15 protein-coding genes, 2 pseudogenes and 1 CRISPR repeat array (1 of these 18 only partly in view) are annotated in these 21,453 nt (G+C 49.4%); of the genes and pseudogenes, 8 read left to right on the forward strand and 9 right to left on the reverse strand.

Annotation, left to right across the window (positions count from 1 at the left end):
• From ACTHUE_RS00865 to ACTHUE_RS00885, 5 genes are all read left to right on the forward strand, one after another.
• Nucleotides 1-506 (forward strand): ABC transporter six-transmembrane domain-containing protein (locus ACTHUE_RS00865; protein WP_440422990.1); only part of this gene is annotated, 506 nt, incomplete at its 5' end.
• 27 nt (nucleotides 507-533) lie between these two features.
• Nucleotides 534-857, forward strand: coding sequence for a DMT family transporter (locus tag ACTHUE_RS00870; protein WP_004520006.1), 324 nt, complete (start codon nucleotides 534-536; stop codon nucleotides 855-857).
• A gap of 190 nt (nucleotides 858-1,047) precedes the next feature.
• The gene (locus ACTHUE_RS00875) at nucleotides 1,048-2,838 is read left to right on the forward strand and encodes an assimilatory sulfite reductase (NADPH) flavoprotein subunit (protein WP_440361125.1); all 1,791 of its coding nucleotides are present in this window, start codon (nucleotides 1,048-1,050) and stop codon (nucleotides 2,836-2,838) included.
• Nucleotides 2,839-3,287: 449 nt separating this feature from the next.
• Nucleotides 3,288-3,794: a hypothetical protein gene (locus ACTHUE_RS00880; protein ID WP_003685697.1), complete on the forward strand. Its 507-nt coding sequence runs from the start codon at nucleotides 3,288-3,290 to the stop codon at nucleotides 3,792-3,794.
• Between the two features lie 90 nt (nucleotides 3,795-3,884).
• The gene (locus tag ACTHUE_RS00885) at nucleotides 3,885-4,457 is read left to right on the forward strand and encodes a hypothetical protein (RefSeq protein ID WP_004520009.1); all 573 of its coding nucleotides are present in this window, start codon (nucleotides 3,885-3,887) and stop codon (nucleotides 4,455-4,457) included.
• Nucleotides 4,458-4,584: 127 nt separating this feature from the next.
• On the opposite strand, the gene cysI is transcribed toward ACTHUE_RS00885, so the two are convergent.
• On the reverse strand, nucleotides 4,585-6,342 hold the full coding sequence (gene cysI / locus ACTHUE_RS00890; protein ID WP_070695666.1) for an assimilatory sulfite reductase (NADPH) hemoprotein subunit: 1,758 nt from the start codon (nucleotides 6,340-6,342) through the stop codon (nucleotides 4,585-4,587).
• Between the two features lie 296 nt (nucleotides 6,343-6,638).
• On the opposite strand from cysI, the gene ACTHUE_RS00895 reads away from it, so the two are divergent.
• A complete protein-coding gene (locus ACTHUE_RS00895) occupies nucleotides 6,639-7,265 on the forward strand; it encodes a hypothetical protein (RefSeq protein WP_004520011.1) in 627 nt (208 codons plus the stop codon).
• A 202-nt stretch (nucleotides 7,266-7,467) separates the two neighbouring features.
• On the opposite strand, the gene ACTHUE_RS00900 is transcribed toward ACTHUE_RS00895, so the two are convergent.
• The 3 genes from ACTHUE_RS00900 to ACTHUE_RS00910 form a co-directional block, all read right to left on the reverse strand.
• Nucleotides 7,468-8,001, reverse strand: coding sequence for an inorganic diphosphatase (locus ACTHUE_RS00900; protein ID WP_004520013.1), 534 nt, complete (start codon nucleotides 7,999-8,001; stop codon nucleotides 7,468-7,470).
• Nucleotides 8,002-8,085: 84 nt separating this feature from the next.
• Complete coding sequence (gene nudB / locus ACTHUE_RS00905) at nucleotides 8,086-8,550, reverse strand: dihydroneopterin triphosphate diphosphatase (protein WP_004520014.1); 465 nt, start codon at nucleotides 8,548-8,550, stop codon at nucleotides 8,086-8,088.
• A gap of 137 nt (nucleotides 8,551-8,687) precedes the next feature.
• Nucleotides 8,688-9,341, reverse strand: a complete 654-nt coding sequence (locus tag ACTHUE_RS00910) for a metallophosphoesterase (RefSeq protein WP_004520016.1) — start codon at nucleotides 9,339-9,341, stop codon at nucleotides 8,688-8,690.
• Nucleotides 9,342-9,427: 86 nt separating this feature from the next.
• Here ACTHUE_RS00910 and ACTHUE_RS00915 point away from each other — a divergent pair, with 86 nt between their 5' ends.
• Complete coding sequence (locus tag ACTHUE_RS00915) at nucleotides 9,428-9,871, forward strand: RpiB/LacA/LacB family sugar-phosphate isomerase (protein WP_039862203.1); 444 nt, start codon at nucleotides 9,428-9,430, stop codon at nucleotides 9,869-9,871.
• Nucleotides 9,872-9,903: 32 nt separating this feature from the next.
• Here the strand turns inward: ACTHUE_RS00915 and ACTHUE_RS00920 are convergent.
• A pseudogene (locus ACTHUE_RS00920) lies at nucleotides 9,904-11,382 on the reverse strand (RNA ligase).
• An 89-nt stretch (nucleotides 11,383-11,471) separates the two neighbouring features.
• The gene (locus ACTHUE_RS00925) at nucleotides 11,472-13,046 is read right to left on the reverse strand and encodes a vWA domain-containing protein (protein WP_049336823.1); all 1,575 of its coding nucleotides are present in this window, start codon (nucleotides 13,044-13,046) and stop codon (nucleotides 11,472-11,474) included.
• A 1,116-nt stretch (nucleotides 13,047-14,162) separates the two neighbouring features.
• Between ACTHUE_RS00925 and rtcR the strand changes: the two genes are divergently transcribed.
• The gene (gene rtcR, locus ACTHUE_RS00930) at nucleotides 14,163-15,791 is read left to right on the forward strand and encodes an RNA repair transcriptional activator RtcR (protein WP_004520021.1); all 1,629 of its coding nucleotides are present in this window, start codon (nucleotides 14,163-14,165) and stop codon (nucleotides 15,789-15,791) included.
• Between the two features lie 152 nt (nucleotides 15,792-15,943).
• Here the strand turns inward: rtcR and fghA are convergent, their stop codons facing one another.
• The 3 genes and pseudogenes from fghA to ACTHUE_RS00945 all read right to left on the reverse strand — a co-directional run.
• A complete protein-coding gene (gene fghA / locus ACTHUE_RS00935; RefSeq protein WP_440361126.1) occupies nucleotides 15,944-16,771 on the reverse strand; it encodes an S-formylglutathione hydrolase in 828 nt (275 codons plus the stop codon).
• An 8-nt stretch (nucleotides 16,772-16,779) separates the two neighbouring features.
• Nucleotides 16,780-17,916: an S-(hydroxymethyl)glutathione dehydrogenase/class III alcohol dehydrogenase gene (locus ACTHUE_RS00940; protein WP_004520025.1), complete on the reverse strand. Its 1,137-nt coding sequence runs from the start codon at nucleotides 17,914-17,916 to the stop codon at nucleotides 16,780-16,782.
• A 93-nt stretch (nucleotides 17,917-18,009) separates the two neighbouring features.
• Nucleotides 18,010-18,258, reverse strand: a pseudogene (locus ACTHUE_RS00945) (CRISPR-associated helicase/endonuclease Cas3); the annotation flags it as partial.
• A gap of 260 nt (nucleotides 18,259-18,518) precedes the next feature.
• Nucleotides 18,519-21,453: direct repeats of the CRISPR family, unit length 31 nt; unit sequence GTTTCAACACACAGCCGCCCGAAGGCGGCTG (it continues 1,951 nt past the right edge of the window).

Here is a 21,453-nt window from a genome sequence, read left to right on the forward strand (position 1 = left end):
TCGCTGCTACTTCGCTGGTCTCCATCTTCGGTGCATGTATGATGTTGCTGATATTGGAATTTTGGGTGGGCGTATTGGCTGTCGCGATACTTGCCCTGTTTTTATGGTTGCTGCCGCGTTTTGCCGCCATCAGCGAAAACCTATATTTCCATTTAAACAATCGGTTTGAACGCGACAACCACCTTATCCGCGACGGCAACGAGCATCAGCTCTACCGCCACTATGGCTGGTTTGCCAAACTACGCGTGCTGATTTCCAACCGCGAAGCCTTAGGCTATCTCAGTATCGGCATGGCGATGAGCGTATTGTTCGGCTTCGCCTTTATACACATGACGCTTAAAGGCTACGGAAGCGCCGGCCATATCTATTCCGTCAGCACTTATTTATGGATGTTTGCAATGAGCTTGGACGATGTACCGCGCTTGGTCGAACAATACTCCAATCTAAAAGATATCGGACAACGCGTTGAACTCTCGGAAGAAAACAATCTTTCTAAGGCCGTCTGAAACCTTAACACACTATCAGGACATATTATGAGTTGGTTTTATTTAATCTTAGCCGGTATGCTGGAAATCGGCTGGCCATTGGGCTTGAAGCTGGCACAACAGGAAGGCTACCGCTGGCATGGCTTTGCCGCCGCGCTTGCCTGCATCGTCGGCAGCGGATACTTCCTTTACCTTGCCCAAAAAAGTATTCCGATGGGTACAGCCTACGCCGTCTGGACAGGCATAGGCGCGGCAGGGGCTTTTTTGGTAGGCGTTGTATTTTTCAACGATGCTGCCAACTTCGGCCGCTGGCTTGGCGCATTTCTCATCATCTCCGGCGTCGTAGTGATGAAACTCTCCAGCGGAAACTGAAAATCTCGTTTCTATCCAATCCAAGGCCGTCTGAACGAGCATGTTCAGACGGCCTAATACCTTCCCGAATATAACGAAATCATCTTAAATTAAAACCAAGCATTCTTTCCTTTTTTCAGACGGCCTGTTTAAAGTGGCGATTGTCCATTATTCAAACAATCGGTTATAGCCGTCCAACAAAGGAATCCAAATGAGCCAAGCCAATCCGCTTCCACCCGAACTCTCCGTCCAACTCTCCACCCTATCCCCCACCCAACTTGCCTGGCTCTCTGGCTATTGCTGGGCGCAAAGCCAAGGCGTATCCGGAGCAGCAGCCGAACCATCTGCCCTGCAAGCAGCCGCCTCGACAGTCGGCCGCCGCGTATTAGTCCTCTCCGCCTCACAAACAGGCAATGCCCGTAGCGTTGCCGAATCATTACACACCAAACTTCAAGCCGCCGGCGTAGAAGCCCGCCTCAGCAGCACAGGCGATTTCAAAAGCAAGACCCTGCCCGACGAAGACATCGTGCTTTTAGTTACCTCCACCCAAGGCGAAGGCGAACCGCCCGAAGAAGCCCTGCCCCTGTACAAATTCATCTACGGCAAAAAGAAACCTGAACTCAGCAAACTCACCTTTGCCGTCTTAGGCCTTGGCGATTCCTCCTATCCCAACTTCTGCCAAGCAGGCAAAGACTTTGATGCCAAATTTGCTGAACTGGGCGCAGGCCGTCTGAACGACTTGGGCATTTGCGACTTAGAATTCCAAGCCGATGCCGACGCATGGATTGCCGCCGTCGTACCCAAAGTAGCCGAATTAACCGCCCAAGCAGCAAGCCCAAGTATAACCGCTGCACCAAACAGTTCAGCAACACCAAGCAACGACGCCATTTATACCAAAGAAAAACCCTACACAGCCACCCTATCCGTGCGCCAAAAAATTACCTCGCGCGATGCGGAAAAAGACGTCGAACACATCGAAATCGACCTCAGCGGCTCAGGTTTGCATTATCAGGCAGGCGACGCACTCGGCGTATGGCCGCTTAATGCCGCCGACCTCGTCCAAGAAATCCTCGACCTCAACCAACTGACCGGCAGCGAAACCGTCCAACTTTCAGACGACCGCGAAACCGACATCCGCACCGCCCTGACCGAATCCGCAGACATCACCCAAAACACACCGGCATTCGTCCAACAATACGCCGAATTAACAAACAACGAAGAACTCAAAACCATAGTCGCAGATAAAGCCCAACTGGATGCCTACCTCGCCGCCACACCGCCCGTAGGCGTATTTGCCGCCCATCCACACCCACTGGACGCACAAACCCTATACAGCCTATTCCGCCCACAAACCCCGCGCCTTTACTCCATCGCCTCCGCCCAAGACGAAGTCGGCGAAGAAGTCCACCTTACCGTAGGCGTCGTCCGTTTCAACCACTACGACCACACCTACACCGGCGCAGCATCTGGCTACTTGGGCGAACGCCTCGAAGAAGGCAGCGAAATCCGTGTCTTTGTCGAACCCAACCCCAACTTCCGCTTGCCCCAAAACGGCGACACTCCCATCATCATGATTGGCGCAGGCACAGGCGTCGCCCCCTTCCGCTCCTTTATGCAACAACGCGCAGCCAATGGCGACAGCGGCAAAAACTGGCTCTTCTTCGGCAACCAACGCCTGGCCGACGACTTCCTCTACCAACTCGAATGGAGCGATTGGCGCAAAGACGGCCTCCTCACCCGCGCCGACCTCGCATGGAGCCGTCAAGGCGAATACAAAGTCTACGTCCAACACAAAATCACCGAACGCGCCGCCGAAGTTTGGAACTGGCTGCAACAAGGCGCACACATCTACGTCTGCGGCGACGCCGCACGCATGGCACGCGATGTCGAAAACGCCCTGATCGAAGTCATCGAAACCCAAGGCAAACTCAGCCGTGACGAAGCCGAAGACTACCTCAACGACCTGCGCGAAGACAAACGCTACCAACGCGACATTTATTGATTGGATAAACAAAAATAAAGGCCGTCTGAAATTCAGTTTTCAGACGGCCTTTTTAAAGAGCCTGCTCGGATTGTTATCAATTCACCCGGTTTTGCATTATAATTGTGCAAATTTGACTCACTCGAAAGAAAATAAATTGGAAGGATTACAACAACTTGTAGATTTATTGGTGGGTTTTGTCGATTGGATATTGAAATTACTGGCATTCTTGTTTTAAACTACGTTCCATTCTTTTATACATTAAAGACGTATTTTCATCATGCAAACCGCGCAACGCTCTGCTACTTTCTTCTATTGGTACCACACAAACGTGCGGTACTTTTTTGCGCTTGTCTAAAACAGACCAAATTGAAAATACGCAAATTAGAGCCGCCTCATTTGAGCGGCTTTTTTTATACCCACCATGGCCGCTTAAATCCACCCATTTTTAAGAAATAAGGAATACAGCCATGACTGCCTCAACTAAAATCCACAGCCAAACACAAATGTTACACACCTGCCGCATGGTCGTTGACAGCAACAGCCACCACAGCATGCTCAACATGCACACTTTGCCTGATTCGCCTGACAGCCTCATCAGCGAAGCCCTGATTCCGCAAGTACGCACCATCGCGACCTTGATTGCCGCAGAGCGCCACGACTTCAATCAAAGCAGCCCCAACGTTTTTACTGATGAAGCGGATTTCTTCGCAGCGCGTATTTTGGTTTTGGGCGTACGCCGTTTCCATTTGGATATTACCCTGTTGCCCATGCTCAAAACCGCCAACAAACGCGCCGAAGCTTTCGCCAAACGCCATCACATGCCCTTCTCTCCCGCTGAAATGCAAATGTCCCTGCACACCCGCCGCCCTGCCAACCTGCTGATTATCGAAACCGAACACGAAATGCCCGCACTGGGCAATCTGGCTGCCAACAGCCGTGCATTTGCAGCGCAACTTTCCAATATTATTTTGTAAAACTACTTGAAAAACAGGGAAATGGTTTAATATTAGGCGAACACACTCCGCCGAAATCTCGGCAAAGACAAACTTCTCTCAGGAAAAACAATGAAAAAACTGATTGCCTTAGCCGCCCTTTCCACTTTTGCCCTTGCTGCCTGCAAAGACAATACCCAAGCGCAGCTTGAGCAGCAACAAAAACAAATCGAAGCATTACAACAACAGTTGGCACAACAAAACGGCCAACAAGAAGACAATACGGTTTACCAGCTCACGCCTGAAGCCGTGAAAGACACCATTCCTGCCGAGGCACAAGCTAACGGCAACAACGGCCAACCGGTAACCGGTACAGACGGCCAACAATATATCTACGACCAATCCACCGGCAGCTGGCTGCTGCAAAGCTTGGTGGGCGCGGCAGCCGGTGCATTTATCGGCAACGCATTGGCCAACAAATTCACACAGGCAAGCAATCAAAACAGCCCGATTGCACGTCAAGCCCGTGCCAACTATTATCAAACCGCACGTCCAAACAGACGCACCAGCCAACAGCTGAATACGCGCACCCTGCGTGCCCAGCAACAAAACGCTCAACAGCAACAGCGTTACCGCGAAACCGCGCGTCAGCCTTCCAACTACCGCCGCCCAAGTATGGGTCGGGGCTTTGGCCGCCGTCGCTGATTCGGTTTATATTCCATCTTTAATATAAATACGCACAATATAAAAGGCCGTCTGAAAATCTGATTTTCAGACGGCCTTTGGTTTTCTCTATTTTCTTATTGTAGACTTGCGGATCTGGTTGTATGCATTATGCCCAGAAGTCTCGCGGAGCGTCCAATACAGGTTTGACGATGCCGGTACGGATGGCAAAATCGCCAAAACCTTCATCATCTAAACGGTTTCGAGACCAATCTGCCACCCAGCCTTCGACAATTTCAAGGATTTCAGGTTCGGTAATGTTTTCTTTAAACAAACGAGGAATGCGGGTGCCTTCACGGTTGCCGCCTGCGTAAAGGTTGTAGCGGCCGACCGCTTTACCGACCAAACCGATTTCTGCCAGCATGGCGCGGCCGCAACCGTTGGGGCAACCGGTTACGCGCAAAACGATGTATTCGTCTTCCAAACCATATTTGGCGAACATTTCGTCAATTTTATCGGAGAATGTTGGTAGGAAACGCTCAGCCTCCGCCATTGCCAACGGACAGGTCGGCAAGGCAACGCAGGCCATCGAGTTCTCACGCTGGATGGTAATCGATTTGCTGATAAGGCCATGGTCTTTGGCGATTTTATCAATCGTGTCTTTCAATTCGGGCGGTACATTGGCAACCACCAGATTTTGGTTTGCCGTCAGACGGAAGTCGCCGGGATGGATTTTAGCAATTTCGCGGATACCTGTTTTCAACGGCCTACCGGGATAATCGAGCAGACGGCCGTTTTCAATAAACAAAGTCAAATGCCAGTTGCCTTCATGCCCTTGTACCCAGCCGATGTGGTCGCCGCGATGCGTAAATTCGTAAGGGCGGATAGGTTCAAATTTAATGCCCATGCGCCTTTCGACTTCTTCTTTGAACACATCTACGCCGACGCGTTGCAGCGTATAGCGTGTACGCGCTGCTTTGCGGTCGCTGCGGTTGCCCCAGTCGCGCTGGGTGCTGACAACAGCTTCAGCGGCGTTGAGGGTGTATTCGAGCGGAACGAAACCAAATTCGTAAGAAATGTTCGGATAAGTTTTGGTATTACCGTGTTCGCTGGATAAGCCGCCACCGACCAATACATTGAAGCCCACCAACTTGCCGTTTTCTGCAATCGCCACAAAACCCAAATCGTTGGAATGAATGTCCACATCGTTGTCGGGCGGAATTACGACGGCAGTTTTAAATTTGCGCGGCAAATAGGTTTTACCCAAAATCGGCTCGACCTCATCAGCAATTTCTTTATTACGCGGCTCGGTCGGCTCGGTTGTAAACACTTTTTCACCGTCCAGCCAGACATCGGCATATGCCATGGTACGCGGCAGAAGGTGCATACTGATGCGCGCCGCCCATTCATAGGCTTCTTGATGCAACGTGCTTTGCACCGGATTGCTGGTACACAACACATTGCGGTTGACATCGCTGGCTGTGGCAATGGAATCCAAACCAAGTTTGTGCAATGCCTGATGTGCCTGTTTTAAATCGGTTTTCAAAATGCCGTGGTATTGAAAGGTTTGACGGTTGGTCAGGCGGATAGAGCCGTAAATCGTATTTTCACCGGCAAATTTGTCAATACCCAGCCACTGCTTCGGCGTAATGATGCCGCCGGGCAAACGGCAACGCAACATCATGTTTTTTAAGGGTTCAAGTTTTTGTTCGGTACGCTCGGCACGGATATCGCGGTTGTCCTGTTCGTACATGCCATGGAAACGGATAAGTTGAAAGTTGTCGGCAGTAAAGCCGCCGGTAAAATTGTCTTTCAACTCCTCCTTAATCGTACCGTGCAGATAATCGCTGCGCTCTTTCAAGGCTTCGTTGCCGGACAAAGGCGTCTCAGGCAGCTTGGCTCGTGGATCGGTTGTGGTAGCAGTCATTGAAGCACTCCTTATTTTTGGTATAGGCGTTACTTTAATGAGGCCGTCTGAAAATGAGAAAGAATGGTTTGTTTGTTTTAAAGACGATTTTGTTATATTGGCAAAATATCGCACTAACTTATAGACAATTTGAATTTACTATATTTATGTTCTGACTGATGAACGTTGGCAGATCAAAAATAAACTAAATCGATGGCTTACATCATTAGCCTGCGTCAAGCCCGATTTTAATTAAATCCACTATAATCCATTATCTTCCACGGACTTAAACCGTAAAAATACAGCAAGCAAACTTTATGCCTCACTCCCTTATACGCACCTTCGCACAAACCTTTGGTTTTCCCTATACAGAAACGTTGCAGAAACTGCCCCCACTGGAAGGTAACCGTCATCTACATTTGGGTGCATTAGCCGACTTCTACCGCCATATGGACGGCATATGGCATTCCGACAATCTACTTGCCAATTATTGGCTGGAGATGGAAACTCTGTTTTTACAATGGGTGACTTATCCCAAATTGCCCAACAGTTGGCACGATTGGGCCTTCGGCTGGGATAGGAAGACCAAGCAATATCTGCCTACACAAGGCTGGCGTGAAGAATGGGCGATATTTGGCATAATGTTTGACGATTCAATTCTTTTTGCTGATACCACCGCTCCCGGCAGTCCTGTTTATTGGTTGATAATAGGTTACGGTACAATAGAAAAACGCCGCCTTATCGCCCCTTCCGTAGCAATACTAATGCAAACCTTATTGGCAATTTATGATTTTGAGCGCGAATGGCGGAAAGCAGGCGGGGAGTTCTACGATGAAGAAAGCTGCGACATACCTCCAGAATTATATTCTGCTCTGCATGATTTACTACAACGGGAACTGCCACCAGAATGCGCGGCAGGATTTGAAAAAGCGTTTTGGGGCTGATGCTGTAATTGCAATCTAGAAAACCTATTCTCTAGCCGTCTGAAATTTCGGCTTTAGGGAACAATTATTTAAAATAATATGATTGATTCGTTTGAAATATCAGTTTGAAAATGCTTGAAGGATTGATAGGCTGCTGAGATATGAAAAGGCCGTCTGAAAATCTGATTTTCAGACGGCCTTGATATTGGATGGGGCAAACCGATTAGGCTTGTTTGTTCCAACGTTCGATAGATTCTTTGATGACTTGTTTCGCTTCTTCTACATCGCCCCAATATTCAACTTTAGTGGTACCTGCTTTTTTCAGGTCTTTGTAGTGGTTGAAGTGGAACTCGATTTGTTTGATCAGTTGTTGCGGCAAATCGGCCAAAGTTTTGTAGGCGTTGCCGTTGTTACGGTCGTCGGCCGGAACGCAGACGATTTTGTCATCCACTTCGCCGTCGTCAACGAATTTCATCACACCGATAACGCGTGCTTCCAGGAAAATACCGGTTGCCAAAGGCTGCTCGGTCACCAGCAATACATCCAATTCGTCGCCGTCTTCGTCCAAAGTTTGCGGAATGAAGCCGTAGTTGGTCGGTTTGGCGAAAATTGCCGGTTCAACGCGGTCGAGTTGGAAAGCGGCCAGTTTGCGGTTCCATTCGATTTTGTGGTTGCTGCCCGCAGGGATTTCGTTGACAACGTTGATGATGCCGCCGTCCACATCGCCCGGGGTCAGGATTTTATTGAAGTCTGCCATGATGGTTTCCTTTGATTTTAAATAGAGTCAAACGGCGAAAGTATAGCAAACCCAAGGCCGTCTGAAAATGTGAAACTGTCGTATTCAGACGGCCTTTTTGGCATTCAGCCTTTTGACCAGTTCTAAAATTGCGCGTTTATTGGAAGGCGAAAACACTTTTTCTGCCGCTTCTTCCGCACTAAACCAACCGTAGGCAACGTGTTCGTCCGGTTGCAGGACGATAGGCGTATCGCGCGGAATTTGGGCGGAGAAGATGTGTTCGCGGTTTTCAAAAACGCCTTTGGGATAGCGATGGCGCCAGTGATGATAGATTTCATAAACGGTGCTGTCGTGCCAGTTTTCCAGCTGTCCGTCTGCAAGGCGGATACCGGTTTCTTCCCACACTTCGCGCCATGCGGTTTCTTCGATACGCTCGCCCTCTTCCAAGCTGCCGGTAACCGACTGCCAAAAACCTTGCGGCGCCGTGCGTTCAATCAGCAGGATATTGCCGTCTTTATCATACAAAACAACCAAAGCGGAAACGGGATACTTCAAAGGCTTACTGCTCATGACTTGTCCTTGCCGGTTTGGTTGGGGAGGCTGATTTTTTGTAGTAAGTAAGCCAAAAGGTTTTCCATGTATCACTCAAAAATGGGAAATTGATATTCAGACGGCCTTTGCCGGAAATCCGCAAAGGCCGTCTGAAATTATACCTGATTTAACTGCGCCAGTTTCCGAGACACCAGCTCTGCCGCTTCTTCCGGCGAGTTGGCTTTAAATCCTGCTTCACCAAAATACGAAATTTTAGGCAAATCACACAAAAACTTATCGACGTCTTGCGCCGTCAAAAAACGGCCGTGCAAATCGAATCCGACATTTAAAGCACGCCCTTTGATTTCCGCCACCCTGTCATGCAAATGGCCGTACAAGTGATACCAGCCCTGATAGCAGCCGTCCCATTCCTGAATCGGATAGTGAAAGAGAACCAGTGTATTCTTAATTTCCGGCAATTTGAGTTTCAAATACGGCAGTATGGACGACAGCAGCGGATGGCCGTCATGCTTGGTTTGGCTGCGGAAAAAATCGGCATACTGCCGAATCACATGATCATGATTGCCGTAAATCAAGTGATGTTGCCCGTTTAACCGCGACAAAACGCGCTCTATCTGCTTATGGTCTTGGGCAAAGGAAAAATCGCCCAAGTTGTACACCGTATCTTCAGGCGTAACGGTTTCATTCCATATCCGGATTAAAAATTCATCCATCTGCTCCACGTTATCGAACGGTCGAAATTGGGGGCAGAATTTAGCGATGTTTTTATGTGAGAAATGTAGGTCTGATGTGAAGTAGGTTTTGCTCATACCGTGCTTTCTGCGTTGCAGGCTTGAATCGTATCACGCGCGGGCGTATGCTGAGTAATGTTTATTGTGTGCTTCAAGGAGTTTTTATGCGTTTGGTTATTGCCGCGCCGGCCAACGGCGCAATATTGAAAGACGCGCTCAAAGCGCATCTGCAAAACGACCCGCGCGTCAGCAGCTTGGTCGATTTATCCTCGCCCGAAGGGACCTATCCGCAACTCTCGTTTGCCGCGGCCGAAGAAGTCGCGGCAGGACGCGCCGACCGTGCGCTGTTGATTTGCGGCACCGGCGTGGGTACGGCAATCGCCGCCAATAAGGTGCGCGGCATACGGGCGGCAACGGCGCATGATTTACTCACGCTCCACGGCTCGGTGGAAAACTATGATGCGCAGGTTTTATGTATGGGGCAAAACGTGATTGCCGCTCCGGCTGCTTGGGCATTGGTCGATATCTGGTTGGACTTGCGTCACGACACAAACAGCGGCTATGCACCTAAAGTCGGTGAAATTGAAGCATACGAGCGCGGAAAATAAATACATGTTGCTCCATATATTTTCAGACGGCCTTACAATTGCCGCAAGAATGCTTGGATAAACGCAATCTTATCCAATTCCGGTATGGCGTTGAACGCTTCGCGATGTTCGCGGATGTGGTCGATTAAAGGGTAAAACTCTTCGTCGACGTGGCGTTTGTCGAGCTTGCGTCCGATGTTGCCTTCGTTGCTTCGTCCCAGAAACTTGGAAATCAAGTAATACGGCGATTTGAGTTTGAACAGCATTTCGCCGGTTTGGGCATCAAACACCATAAAACCTTCGTGCTCCACATTTTTCAGACGGCCTTTCAGCTCGCCGAACGTGATGTTTTTCAGCGTTTCTGGACGGCGAACGCCGTATTGTTTGCCGATTTCGTCCAATTCCGCTTCAGAAAATTGACGGCCGGTCGCCACATCAATGCAGCCGATTAAGGTTTCGCCCAATGCTTCGCGGATGATGTGCACGTCTTTCGCATCTGTGATTTCAAACAAAAAAGTATGGTTTGGATAAGCGTGGAACAGGGTTTCGTATTGAGCGCAATGTGCGGCGGTCATGTCGGCAAACGCACTATCAAGCGAGCCGGTAGTCGAATACAGCACTTTGCCGTCAAACGTCGCGCCGTGGGACGGATGGTCGTCTGAAAGCGATACGAAAGTACAGCAGCCGAGGAAGCCGTTTACTTTCACCACCGCATCTACCAGTCTCTCGTCGCCGATTATGATCGGATAACGGCTGCATTTGGCAATACGTTCCGAATAATTGAACACTTTTTTAAACGGACGCACGATGATGCGGTTGTGCGCGTCGATAATCAAACCGCGCATTTCCAGCAAAGCATCATCAAAGCAGTTGTTATAGAACACGCTGCGTGCGTATTTCAACACGCGCAATTCAGGATAACGCTTGGATGCTTTGGCAGTAAAGTTACGGCTGCCGTGTTGCAGATAATGATCGGTCACAAAGGTTTGCTGCGCCTCATCAAACAGCAGCGGCTTATGCTCGATAGCCTGCATCTGTTTGATTTTTTCTAACTGCTCTGTATTTGCCGGCTGCACAGCCTCGATATGGATTTCGTTTGCCACACGGTTTTAGTTCAGCTTGATATACGCCGCCAACACATCATGCTCTTTCACGCCGTGCAGATTGGGATAGAAATTGTGCAGTCGATAAATTTCTGTTTCAAAACCGCTTTTCTCCGCCTGATCCAATAAATGACGGCAACGCGAAGCTTTTTGGTTGGTATTGGAATTAATGATCAAAATATTTCGATTCGGATTTTGGCGTCCAAGTCTCAAGGTTTCAGTCATCAAGGCATTGCCGCATTTCTGCGCCTTATCCACCGCTTCGCCCGACCAACGATATTCACCGTATTCATCGGTAATAAACAAATCGTTTTCAATACGGACAACTTCCGCATCCTGATACTGCGCTTTAAATTCGGCGGCTTTTTGTTCGGCAAAAGTCGATTTTCCCGAACCCTGATGACCGCGTATTAAGATAAATTTTTGCATTTTGTTTCCTTATTCTTGTTCTCAGCTTGTCCTGAATAAATAGGCCGTCTGAAAAAATATTTCTACCCTTTTTTCAGACGGCCTTAGCTTCAGTTCACAGCTGCCAGCGGCGTTTTCTCAATCTCATCTACCCAGAAATCTGTACCCATACCTCGTTCGGCAAAGGAACCAATCAGGGCAAACACTTGGTCGGAGAAGCCGCCGATGTTCAAGATATCGTGACGGTTTCGTGCTTGAGCCTTGGTGTAAGGCTGGATATCCAGGCAAACGAGTTTGGCTTCGGGACAGCGTTTTTTCAGGATGTCCCATTCTTTCATCAGACTGGTTTTACCACCCCATCGTTGGCTGTCATCTGCCCAACTTTCGTTGTCTGACACGATGACGACCAAATCCACTTCAGCTTTTTCACGGTTCAACATGGCAAGCGGTGCGCTACATGCTGTTCCGCCTCCACCGATATTGGCGAGTTTTTCGGCGTTGGTCATGATGCTGTCGCGTGGGTTGAGCTTCACGTTTACCGTGATTTGCTCAAACGGTATCACGCGGGCTTGCGGATTAGTACGCAACATGGCAGCGGACACAAGTGCGGCAATGTCGATGCAGCGGGTTTTGGTGGACGCACTGCCGCGATAGCCGGTAACCGGGCTGTGCATGGAGCCGGATACATCCGGGCAAACCACGACTTTGCCTTGGATTGCCGGTACGTTTTGTACGGCAGTTTCCATCGCATCTTGCAGGGCTTCGCGGATTTCAAACGGCATTTGGTCAGATGTTGCCTGATACGCGGTCAGCAATTGGTAAGGCAGGACGCGGGCGCGGGCAATGGCGGTTTCGTCACGCAGTTTTTCTGCCACCATTTTGATGTTTTTGCTTTTGGCAAATACTTCATGGCGCAGGAAAGTGTTCAGGTTTTGGCGAACCTGCTGCCATGAGCCGTTGCGGGCGATTTGCGCCCAGTCACCGCAGTTCAAGTCTAAAGCTGTAAGCATTTGGAAAGGAACGTTGGGCAATTCGCCTTCTCGGCTTTGTTTGTAATCTTCAAAAGCACGGGTAATGGGCGACAATGCTTCGCGATCGTACGGTTTGCCGATCAGCCATGCAAACCATGCGGCACGCCATGCTTCACGCGGTTTTGGGTGCACCATTTTGACCACGTCTGCCAGCGACGGCGAATTTCCGACAGCGGCGTTCAACAGTTGTTTTTCGGTGGCGGTCAAAAGCCAAGTCTGCATCAGTTTTTTCGGACGGTTGCCGAAGGATTTTCTGCCGACTGCGCCGCTGCGGATAATTTGTGCGAAGTTACGCAACATTTTACCGTTGTCCACCACTTGGTCGAATACACGAGCGAGCATGTTCACGTCTTTTTGCGCCAACACGGCAAGCAACAGCGCAGGCATATCTTTCATAAAACCTTTTTGACGGGCATATACGGCAGTTTTGGCAATAAACTCGGCATCCAGGCTTTCTGCCAATTTCAGCACTTGGTCAAGTTGGCTTTGTGCATCAGCATAGAAGGTATTATTCAGACAACCGGTAGCCGCAAGCTGTGCCAGCTGTTGTTTGGGCGTCAGCGTGTAGGCGATGCCGCCGGCTTCATTATGGGTATCGGTTTTAGTAAAACGGTTTTTAATAGATTGAAACAAATTAGTATTAGCCATTTTCATTTTCTTTCATATTGTTGGTTTGAGGCCGTCTGAACTTGTTTTAGCTTTGTTTTTCAGACGGCCTTGAATGGGTGGCAGCGTGGCGGCTAAAGATGAAGAGAAGCGTTTTTAACTGAAAGCTAATGTATTCTCTTCCGGGCATCCGCCTACTGCCGTAGGGCGACCAGTTTAATTAGGATCATTCGGGTTTGTAGCAAGAAAGGAATGTAATCCTAATAGCATTCGCCCATAAGGGGTGGCACATTGGGCAACAAAGAGTGGAGAAATTTTTACGCGCTCTATCCTCTGAGCTACTCTGCCATAGTTGGCGACAGAGACGGGACTCGAACCCGCGACCTCGAGCTTGGTAGGCTGTAATTCCTCCGGTATTTGCCAAATATACCGAAAACGGTTTTTATATCAGCCCGCCTGAATATTTCAGACGGCCTCGAATGGATGGCAGCGTAGCGGATAAACATGAAGAGAAACGGTTTTAACGTGAAAGGTTAATGTACCCTCTCCGAGCATCCGCCTGCTGCCGTAAAAGTAATATGGCACGCAACAAGTTTTTAAGGGAAACATGCCTTTACTCTACCAACTGAGCTACTCTGCTATTTTGGATAACAGAGACAGGACTCGAACCTGCGACACAAGGATATCCATGTTGTAGTTTCCCCAGGCATTTGCCTGCCATATTGAAAAGGGTGAGCGACTAAATAAACAAGACGTTCAACGTCTATCAGACGAGACAGGATTCGAACCTGTTAATCCAAATGTAGTCTTGTTGGCATTCGCCCTGTAACCACACAGCAACTAAATTTACGGAAAATTTTTCTCCGGTAACTGTATTTCCCGAAGCATCTGCTGTATCGTTACATTCACAACATAGCCAACAGCGTGCCAAGAATAAAATTTTTATAAAAATAATTTTTAATTAATTGAATATAAAGAAAATATATTTTAAAGTGGCTTTTATCGCCAAATAGCGTATAATACTAAAAAATATATTTATAGATAGTTATATAGAAAATAAAATATACAAGGATATATGATGCGATTCGATGATTTGGACAAACACTTGCGGCTAAGTAAACGGAAAATTTGTCCTGGAAAAATAATTTAAAGACCCTCTGAAACATGAATACCATCCCCAAAAAACAAGTCGCCGTCAGCTTTCTTGGTACAGTGCTGGACAAAGGTTTCGGTCAGGGCCGTTGGTTGAAATGGCGGCCAAACGTCGCCATGAATCAGCGTCAAGATTTTCATCTCGACCGTATGGAGCTGTTTTATGCGGAGAAATACCGCGAACTGGCGGATCATGTAAAAGCCGATATTCAGCAGGTGTCGCCGCACACAGTCGTCAATCTCGTGCCTATGGAGCTGGCAAACCCGTGGGATTTCTCCGAGGTTTATACCAAACTGCACGATTGGGCAGCAAACTATCCATTTGATACAGAAGAAGAAACCTATCTCACCCACATCACGACAGGTACACACGTTGCCCAAATCTGCCTGTTTTTATTGGTGGAATCACGTCAAATCCCCGGCGTACTGTTGCAAACCGCTCCGCCCAAAAATCAAAGACGCAGTATGGAGGACGGCAATGTCGGTAGTTATGAAATCATCGATTTGGACTTGGCGCGTTACGACGTGCTGGCCGAACGCCTCGCCGCCGTGCGCGATGACGCAGTGCGCTACCTGAAAAGCGGCATTTCTACCCAAAACGCCGCCTTCAACCGCATGATTGCCGAAATTGAACAAGTCGCACTCAACTCTCCTTCCCCCATTCTGCTTTCCGGCCCGACAGGCGCAGGTAAATCCATGCTGGCACGCAGGATTTTTGAATTGAAAAAAGCGCGCCATCTGATTAAAGGCACATTTGTCGATGTAAACTGCGCCACCCTTCGCGGCGACGGCGCAGCATCTGCCCTGTTCGGCCACAAAAAAGGCGCCTTTACCGGTGCTGCAGAAAAGCGTGAAGGCTATTTGAAAACCGCCGACGGCGGTGTATTGTTTTTAGATGAAATTGGCGAATTGGGCTTGGACGAGCAAGCTATGTTGCTCAAAGCCATTGAAGAAAAACACTTTTATCCCGTCGGCAGCGACAGCGAAGTCAAAAGCGACTTCCAACTTATCGCCGGCACCAACCGCGACCTACGCCACGAAATCCGCGCCGGACGCTTCCGCGAAGACCTGTTCGCCCGCATTAATATCTGGAATTACCCACTACCTGCACTCGCCAACCGTCGCGAAGACATCGAGCCCAACGTCGAACACCAGCTCGCCTTAGCCTCGCAAGAACTCGGCCGAACCACCCGCTTCAACAAAGAAGCCCTGGCCACCTACCTCGACTTCGCCCACTCCAACCAAGCACCATGGCGCGGCAACTTCCGCGACCTCGCCGCCAGCATCATGCGCCTGGCCACACTCGCGCCGCAAGGCAGGATACAAGTAGAACAAGTCCAAGCCGAAATCGAACGCCTCAAATGGTTATGGTCGGAAGAACCCTTTTCAGACGGCCTCCTACATAACAGGCCGTCTGAAAAAGCACAAGACTACCCCGATAAAATCGATTGGGACACATTGGATTTATTCGACAAACTACAACTGCAACACGTTATCGACGAATGCCGCAAACATCCCAACATGGCCGCCGCCGGCCGTGCATTGTTCAACGTCTCCCGAACAGAAAGGGCAAAAGTCAATGACAGCGATCGACTGAGAAAGTATTTGCAACGGTTTGGACTGGAATGGGGGGATATTTAAATAGAGTGGGCAGACTAGTTCATTTTGAGAGCATTATTTTTTATCATTTATAAAAAACAAAAGGCATCAATCTGATGCCTTTTTATTTTCGTTAACATAAAAAATTAACGTTCATACCAACGTTTGGTCGATTCACGAATCACTTCTTTGGTTTACTTCAAAAATGCCGCATGATAGGCAATATGCTCGCCAACAAAACTGGCGATGAAGTAATAGCTATGATCATAGCCTTTGTGGAAGCGCACATCGACTGGTTGATTTGCCGCACGACAGGTTTCAATAAAATCTTCGGTACGTAATTGTGTTGGCAAAAACTCATCTTCCAAGCCCTGATCAATGCGCATACCTTGTACTTTATAGCCTTGTTGAATGAGTGAGCTGGCATCATATTGCTGCCATTTTTCGCGATCTTTTCCTAAATAGGCAGAAAAGGCTTTTTCTCCCCAAGGCACGAGGCTAGGCGATAAAATGGGCGAAAAGGCAGAAACACTTTGATAACGTTCTTGGTTTCGCAGCGCCAATACCAATGCGCCATGTCCGCCCATTGAATGTCCCATAATCGAACGTTTGCCGTTGGTAGGGAAATTTTCCTCAATCAGACTAGGCAACTCATTCAAAATATAATCATACATTTGATAATTCGTCGCCCAAGGCTGCTCGGTCGCATTCAAATAAAAGCCCGCACCTTGCCCTAAATCGTAAGCAGCATCATTCGGCACTTGCTCTCCGCGAGGGCTGGTATCGGGAGCAACCACAATTACTTGATGTTCTGCCGCGTAACGCTGAAAGCCTGATTTGGTAATGAAATTTTGTTCCGTACACGTTAAGCCGGAAAGCCAATAAATCACACCAAGCGGTCGATTCTCCGGATTATCCGGCAAATAGACGGCAAATTTCATTTCGCATTGCAGCGTTTGGGCATGGTGTGCCCACACTTGTTGCGAACCACCAAAAATTTGATGTTGTTCAATCAGTTTCATCGCGTACCTTAGTAATGAATAACAGCGCGGATCGATTTACCTTCATGCATTAACTCAAAGGCTTCATTAATTTGATCGAGCGTCATTGTGTGGGTCACAAACGGTTCTAACTCGATATCGCCTTTCATTGAATCTTCCACCATTTTCGGCAGTTCAGAGCGGCCTTTCACGCCACCAAACGCCGTGCCTTTCCAAACACGACCGGTTACCAACTGGAACGGGCGAGTTGAAATTTCTTGCCCTGCACCCGCTACGCCGATGATAATGGATTGTCCCCAACCACGGTGTGCGCTTTCTAATGCTTGACGCATCACGTTTACATTGCCGATACATTCAAAGGTATGGTCAATACCCCATTTATTGATGTCTAACAACACATCTTTGATTGGTTTATCGTAATCGTTAGGATTTAAACAATCCGTTGCACCAAATTGTTTTGCCAGCTCGAATTTTGCAGGATTGGTATCAATAGCAATAATACGACCCGCTTTAGCTTGACGTGCACCTTGCACCACAGCTAAACCAATCGCCCCTAAACCAAACACTGCAACAGAGTCGCCTTCTTGCACTTTTGCCGTATTATGTACCGCACCAATACCTGTGGTAACGCCGCAGCCGAGTAAACATACTTGTTCGTGGTTTGCTTCCGGGTTGATTTTCGCCAGTGAAACTTCGGCAACAACTGAGTATTCACTGAAAGTCGAACAGCCCATATAGTGATAGATCGGCTGACCTTGATAAGAAAAACGCGTCGTGCCATCTGGCATTAAGCCTTTACCTTGTGTATCACGCACTGAAACGCATAAGTTGGTTTTACCTGAACGACAAAACTCACATTCGCCACATTCAGCGGTGTAAAGAGGAATGACGTGATCACCTGGTTTTACGCTTGACACACCTTCGCCCACAGCAACGACCACACCCGCACCTTCGTGTCCAAGCACCACAGGGAATACGCCTTCAGGATCGCTTCCTGACAACGTAAACGCATCAGTATGGCACACACCAGTGTGAGTGTTACGAATTAACACCTCGCCTTTGCGTGGCATTTCTACGTCGATTTCCACAATTTGTAAGGGTTGATTTGGGGAGAATGCCACCGCCGCACGAGATTTGATGGTTGGATTGGTTTGTTTAATTTCCATTATTTTTGCCTTTTAATTCATTAATAAAGTTATCTAGCCTACGAAAGATAACCACAGTTTATACTTTGGAACCCACCCTGAAGCAAGCATTTTTGCAATTTTGGCTCCGGCGATAGCTTGATCGACTAAAGGGCTGCCATGTAATTGGCGGTTAAAGGCTTCCGAATATTTCCCTTAGTCATGAAGCTGTCCAGTATGGCAGGCACCGAATACCCGAGCAAACTCCACCGCCATTTCCCCAACATTGACCAAATGGCTTTGTAAGGTTTGCCAATGTTCGTAAGGCAAGAGATTACCGAGTTTGTCTTGGGCAGAATGGGCGTAGTAAATTAGGGTTTTCATATTGAAATTCTAAAAAATTTAAACTGATATTATGCAATGATAATATGATATTAAATTTAATATGCAAATAGAAAAAATGCTGTCTGAAACTTTTTCAGACGGCATTGTTATTGATTACCCTTTATGACTTGCTTCTAATATCCTTCACAGCTTTCACTAAAGCTTCGGAAAGCGAAGGATCAAAAGAAGAGCGGTCTGCTTGGACAATATTTGAACATACAGCCCCTCTTCCTTACTTAGACATGAGATACGGTGGCAGAGTTTCAACACACAGCCGCCCGAAGGCGGCTGGGGCCGGTAAAGGCGGCGAGTAGAGGGTTTTGCTGGTTTCAACACACAGCCGCCCGAAGGCGGCTGGAGCCGCGATAGTGATTGCTGACACGGCCAAAACACTGCGTTTCAACACACAGCCGCCCGAAGGCGGCTGAAGACCAAGACACCGTCTACGACGACAGCGACCTGTTTCAACACACAGCCGCCCGAAGGCGGCTGCTTTTTAGCCAAAATGGGCGAATCCATCGCGCCTGTTTCAACACACAGCCGCCCGAAGGCGGCTGATTGAAAAATGCGGATATTTCAATGGATCGCATAAGTTTCAACACACAGCCGCCCGAAGGCGGCTGGATTTGGGTCAACAGGCCGTCAAATTCCAAGATAGTTTCAACACACAGCCGCCCGAAGGCGGCTGCATCGTAGTTATCGGCAAGGGCGCGTAATTGCGTGTTTCAACACACAGCCGCCCGAAGGCGGCTGCCACCACCGCCACCGGCAGGCGCGTGAGCTTTGGCAGTTTCAACACACAGCCGCCCGAAGGCGGCTGAATACTGTTCTTGCGAGATTCCAGCGTGTTTTGGTTTCAACACACAGCCGCCCGAAGGCGGCTGTTAACCATTCCGTCAATATTAATTACTCTTTCGATGTTTCAACACACAGCCGCCCGAAGGCGGCTGCATTGTAAAGGCGGCCTCTATCAATACATAGGCGTTTCAACACACAGCCGCCCGAAGGCGGCTGAATTAACAATCCATGCTTGCTTGCTTTTAATCCGTGTTTCAACACACAGCCGCCCGAAGGCGGCTGGAAAACATTAGGCCGTCTTCGTCCAAAAAGTTGAGTTTCAACACACAGCCGCCCGAAGGCGGCTGACATTGATGCCGGTTCTGCGCAGTCGGCGTTTGCCGTTTCAACACACAGCCGCCCGAAGGCGGCTGCTCTTGTATTTTTTGTGTGATTTCTTGAGTTTGCGCGGTTTCAACACACAGCCGCCCGAAGGCGGCTGGTCGTTGGTGCAGGTGCGGTTGCCCCAAACGCGGTTTCAACACACAGCCGCCCGAAGGCGGCTGCGCCACCGTCTCGATGGGACGATGTGTAGCAGTCGTTTCAACACACAGCCGCCCGAAGGCGGCTGAGCCGCATTTTATGGCTCAGCAGTCCGGTTTAGTGTTTCAACACACAGCCGCCCGAAGGCGGCTGCTTTATCGTCTTCAGCGGTCAGCCACTGCTTGCCGGTTTCAACACACAGCCGCCCGAAGGCGGCTGTTTTCTAATTTCTCGACTTTTTCGGCCAGCTCTTGTTTCAACACACAGCCGCCCGAAGGCGGCTGAATCAACGCCTGCCCTGTTTATGACACAGATGTACTTGTTTCAACACACAGCCGCCCGAAGGCGGCTGCATCATATCTTCCGCGCTGACGGCTTTGATATTGAGTTTCAACACACAGCCGCCCGAAGGCGGCTGGTACACCGACGCGCCGGTTTGTATATCTCAAATGTTTCAACACACAGCCGCCCGAAGGCGGCTGCTTCCAACACCGTCATGACGTGCTTGAACGGTACGTTTCAACACACAGCCGCCCGAAGGCGGCTGGAGCGGGTACAACGCTCAATGCTGAACAGGTCAAGGTTTCAACACACAGCCGCCCGAAGGCGGCTGAATAAATCCAAGCGCGCCGTTTCTAGGCCGTCTGTTTCAACACACAGCCGCCCGAAGGCGGCTGATCGGCAGCCTGCGCGGCCAATAAATCGTTAAGCGTTTCAACACACAGCCGCCCGAAGGCGGCTGACTTTGGACTGGCAGTAGATACCATCGGGGGCGTAGTTTCAACACACAGCCGCCCGAAGGCGGCTGCGCACTTATTCCGCAGGCGTTTGGTTTGGCGTGTTGTTTCAACACACAGCCGCCCGAAGGCGGCTGTTAAAAATAATTCTAATCAGACGCTAATTTTCAATGTTTCAACACACAGCCGCCCGAAGGCGGCTGGTAGTTGCTGGTGTGCCAGTATGGGTGGGTGCTGTTTCAACACACAGCCGCCCGAAGGCGGCTGAAAATCCAACGGCAACACTTTCCAAAATTTGCCGTGTTTCAACACACAGCCGCCCGAAGGCGGCTGCGATCCTGCGCGGCGTCGTCGAGCTTGAAACGGGGGTTTCAACACACAGCCGCCCGAAGGCGGCTGATCACTTAGCCTGCGGCATTGCTCACAAGGTGATCGTTTCAACACACAGCCGCCCGAAGGCGGCTGCATCAAACTGGCGGAGGATTTCAATAAGAATCCGGAGTTTCAACACACAGCCGCCCGAAGGCGGCTGTATCCTCACAGGTATAGCCGTTATGTAAAGGGTTGTTTCAACACACAGCCGCCCGAAGGCGGCTGTTTCATTACAAAACTGAGGATAAATAGATATGATGTTTCAACACACAGCCGCCCGAAGGCGGCTGGGGGGATATTTTTTTTGCCTAGTAGTCCATTTTGAGTTTCAACACACAGCCGCCCGAAGGCGGCTGCGCCGTTTTATTTTTCGGCGCGTGGTGTGGACGGCGGTTTCAACACACAGCCGCCCGAAGGCGGCTGCACGTCTAACCCTCTAGTTATAAATTTTTAGTTAGTTTCAACACACAGCCGCCCGAAGGCGGCTGTGAACCGGAAAATTGCAGATGGGCTACCCCTGTTGTTTCAACACACAGCCGCCCGAAGGCGGCTGCATAAAACAACAAGGCTTCCTTTAACAAACTCAAGTTTCAACACACAGCCGCCCGAAGGCGGCTGGTTATTGATACCATATCCCAATCGCGGGTCGGAACGGTTTCAACACACAGCCGCCCGAAGGCGGCTGGTTTGTGGCTTGCTATAAATGCCATCGGGGGCGCGGTTTCAACACACAGCCGCCCGAAGGCGGCTGGAAAAAAAAAAATCG

Source organism: Neisseria sp. P0021.S005 (assembly GCF_051956955.1).

Bases quoted from the DNA above. Each gene is read 5' to 3' on its own strand.
- fghA (WP_440361126.1), bottom strand. From the start codon at position 16,771: ATGAAACTGATTGAACAACATCAAATTTTTGGTGGTTCGCAACAAGTG.
- ACTHUE_RS00875 (WP_440361125.1), top strand. From the start codon at position 1,048: ATGAGCCAAGCCAATCCGCTTCCACCCGAACTCTCCGTCCAACTCTCC.
- rtcR (WP_004520021.1), top strand. From the start codon at position 14,163: ATGAATACCATCCCCAAAAAACAAGTCGCCGTCAGCTTTCTTGGTACA.
- ACTHUE_RS00940 (WP_004520025.1), bottom strand. From the start codon at position 17,916: ATGGAAATTAAACAAACCAATCCAACCATCAAATCTCGTGCGGCGGTG.
- cysI (WP_070695666.1), bottom strand. From the start codon at position 6,342: ATGACTGCTACCACAACCGATCCACGAGCCAAGCTGCCTGAGACGCCT.
- ACTHUE_RS00870 (WP_004520006.1), top strand. From the start codon at position 534: ATGAGTTGGTTTTATTTAATCTTAGCCGGTATGCTGGAAATCGGCTGG.
- ACTHUE_RS00915 (WP_039862203.1), top strand. From the start codon at position 9,428: ATGCGTTTGGTTATTGCCGCGCCGGCCAACGGCGCAATATTGAAAGAC.
- ACTHUE_RS00900 (WP_004520013.1), bottom strand. From the start codon at position 8,001: ATGGCAGACTTCAATAAAATCCTGACCCCGGGCGATGTGGACGGCGGC.
- ACTHUE_RS00925 (WP_049336823.1), bottom strand. From the start codon at position 13,046: ATGAAAATGGCTAATACTAATTTGTTTCAATCTATTAAAAACCGTTTT.
- nudB (WP_004520014.1), bottom strand. From the start codon at position 8,550: ATGAGCAGTAAGCCTTTGAAGTATCCCGTTTCCGCTTTGGTTGTTTTG.
- ACTHUE_RS00895 (WP_004520011.1), top strand. From the start codon at position 6,639: ATGCCTCACTCCCTTATACGCACCTTCGCACAAACCTTTGGTTTTCCC.
- ACTHUE_RS00880 (WP_003685697.1), top strand. From the start codon at position 3,288: ATGACTGCCTCAACTAAAATCCACAGCCAAACACAAATGTTACACACC.
- ACTHUE_RS00910 (WP_004520016.1), bottom strand. From the start codon at position 9,341: ATGAGCAAAACCTACTTCACATCAGACCTACATTTCTCACATAAAAAC.
- ACTHUE_RS00885 (WP_004520009.1), top strand. From the start codon at position 3,885: ATGAAAAAACTGATTGCCTTAGCCGCCCTTTCCACTTTTGCCCTTGCT.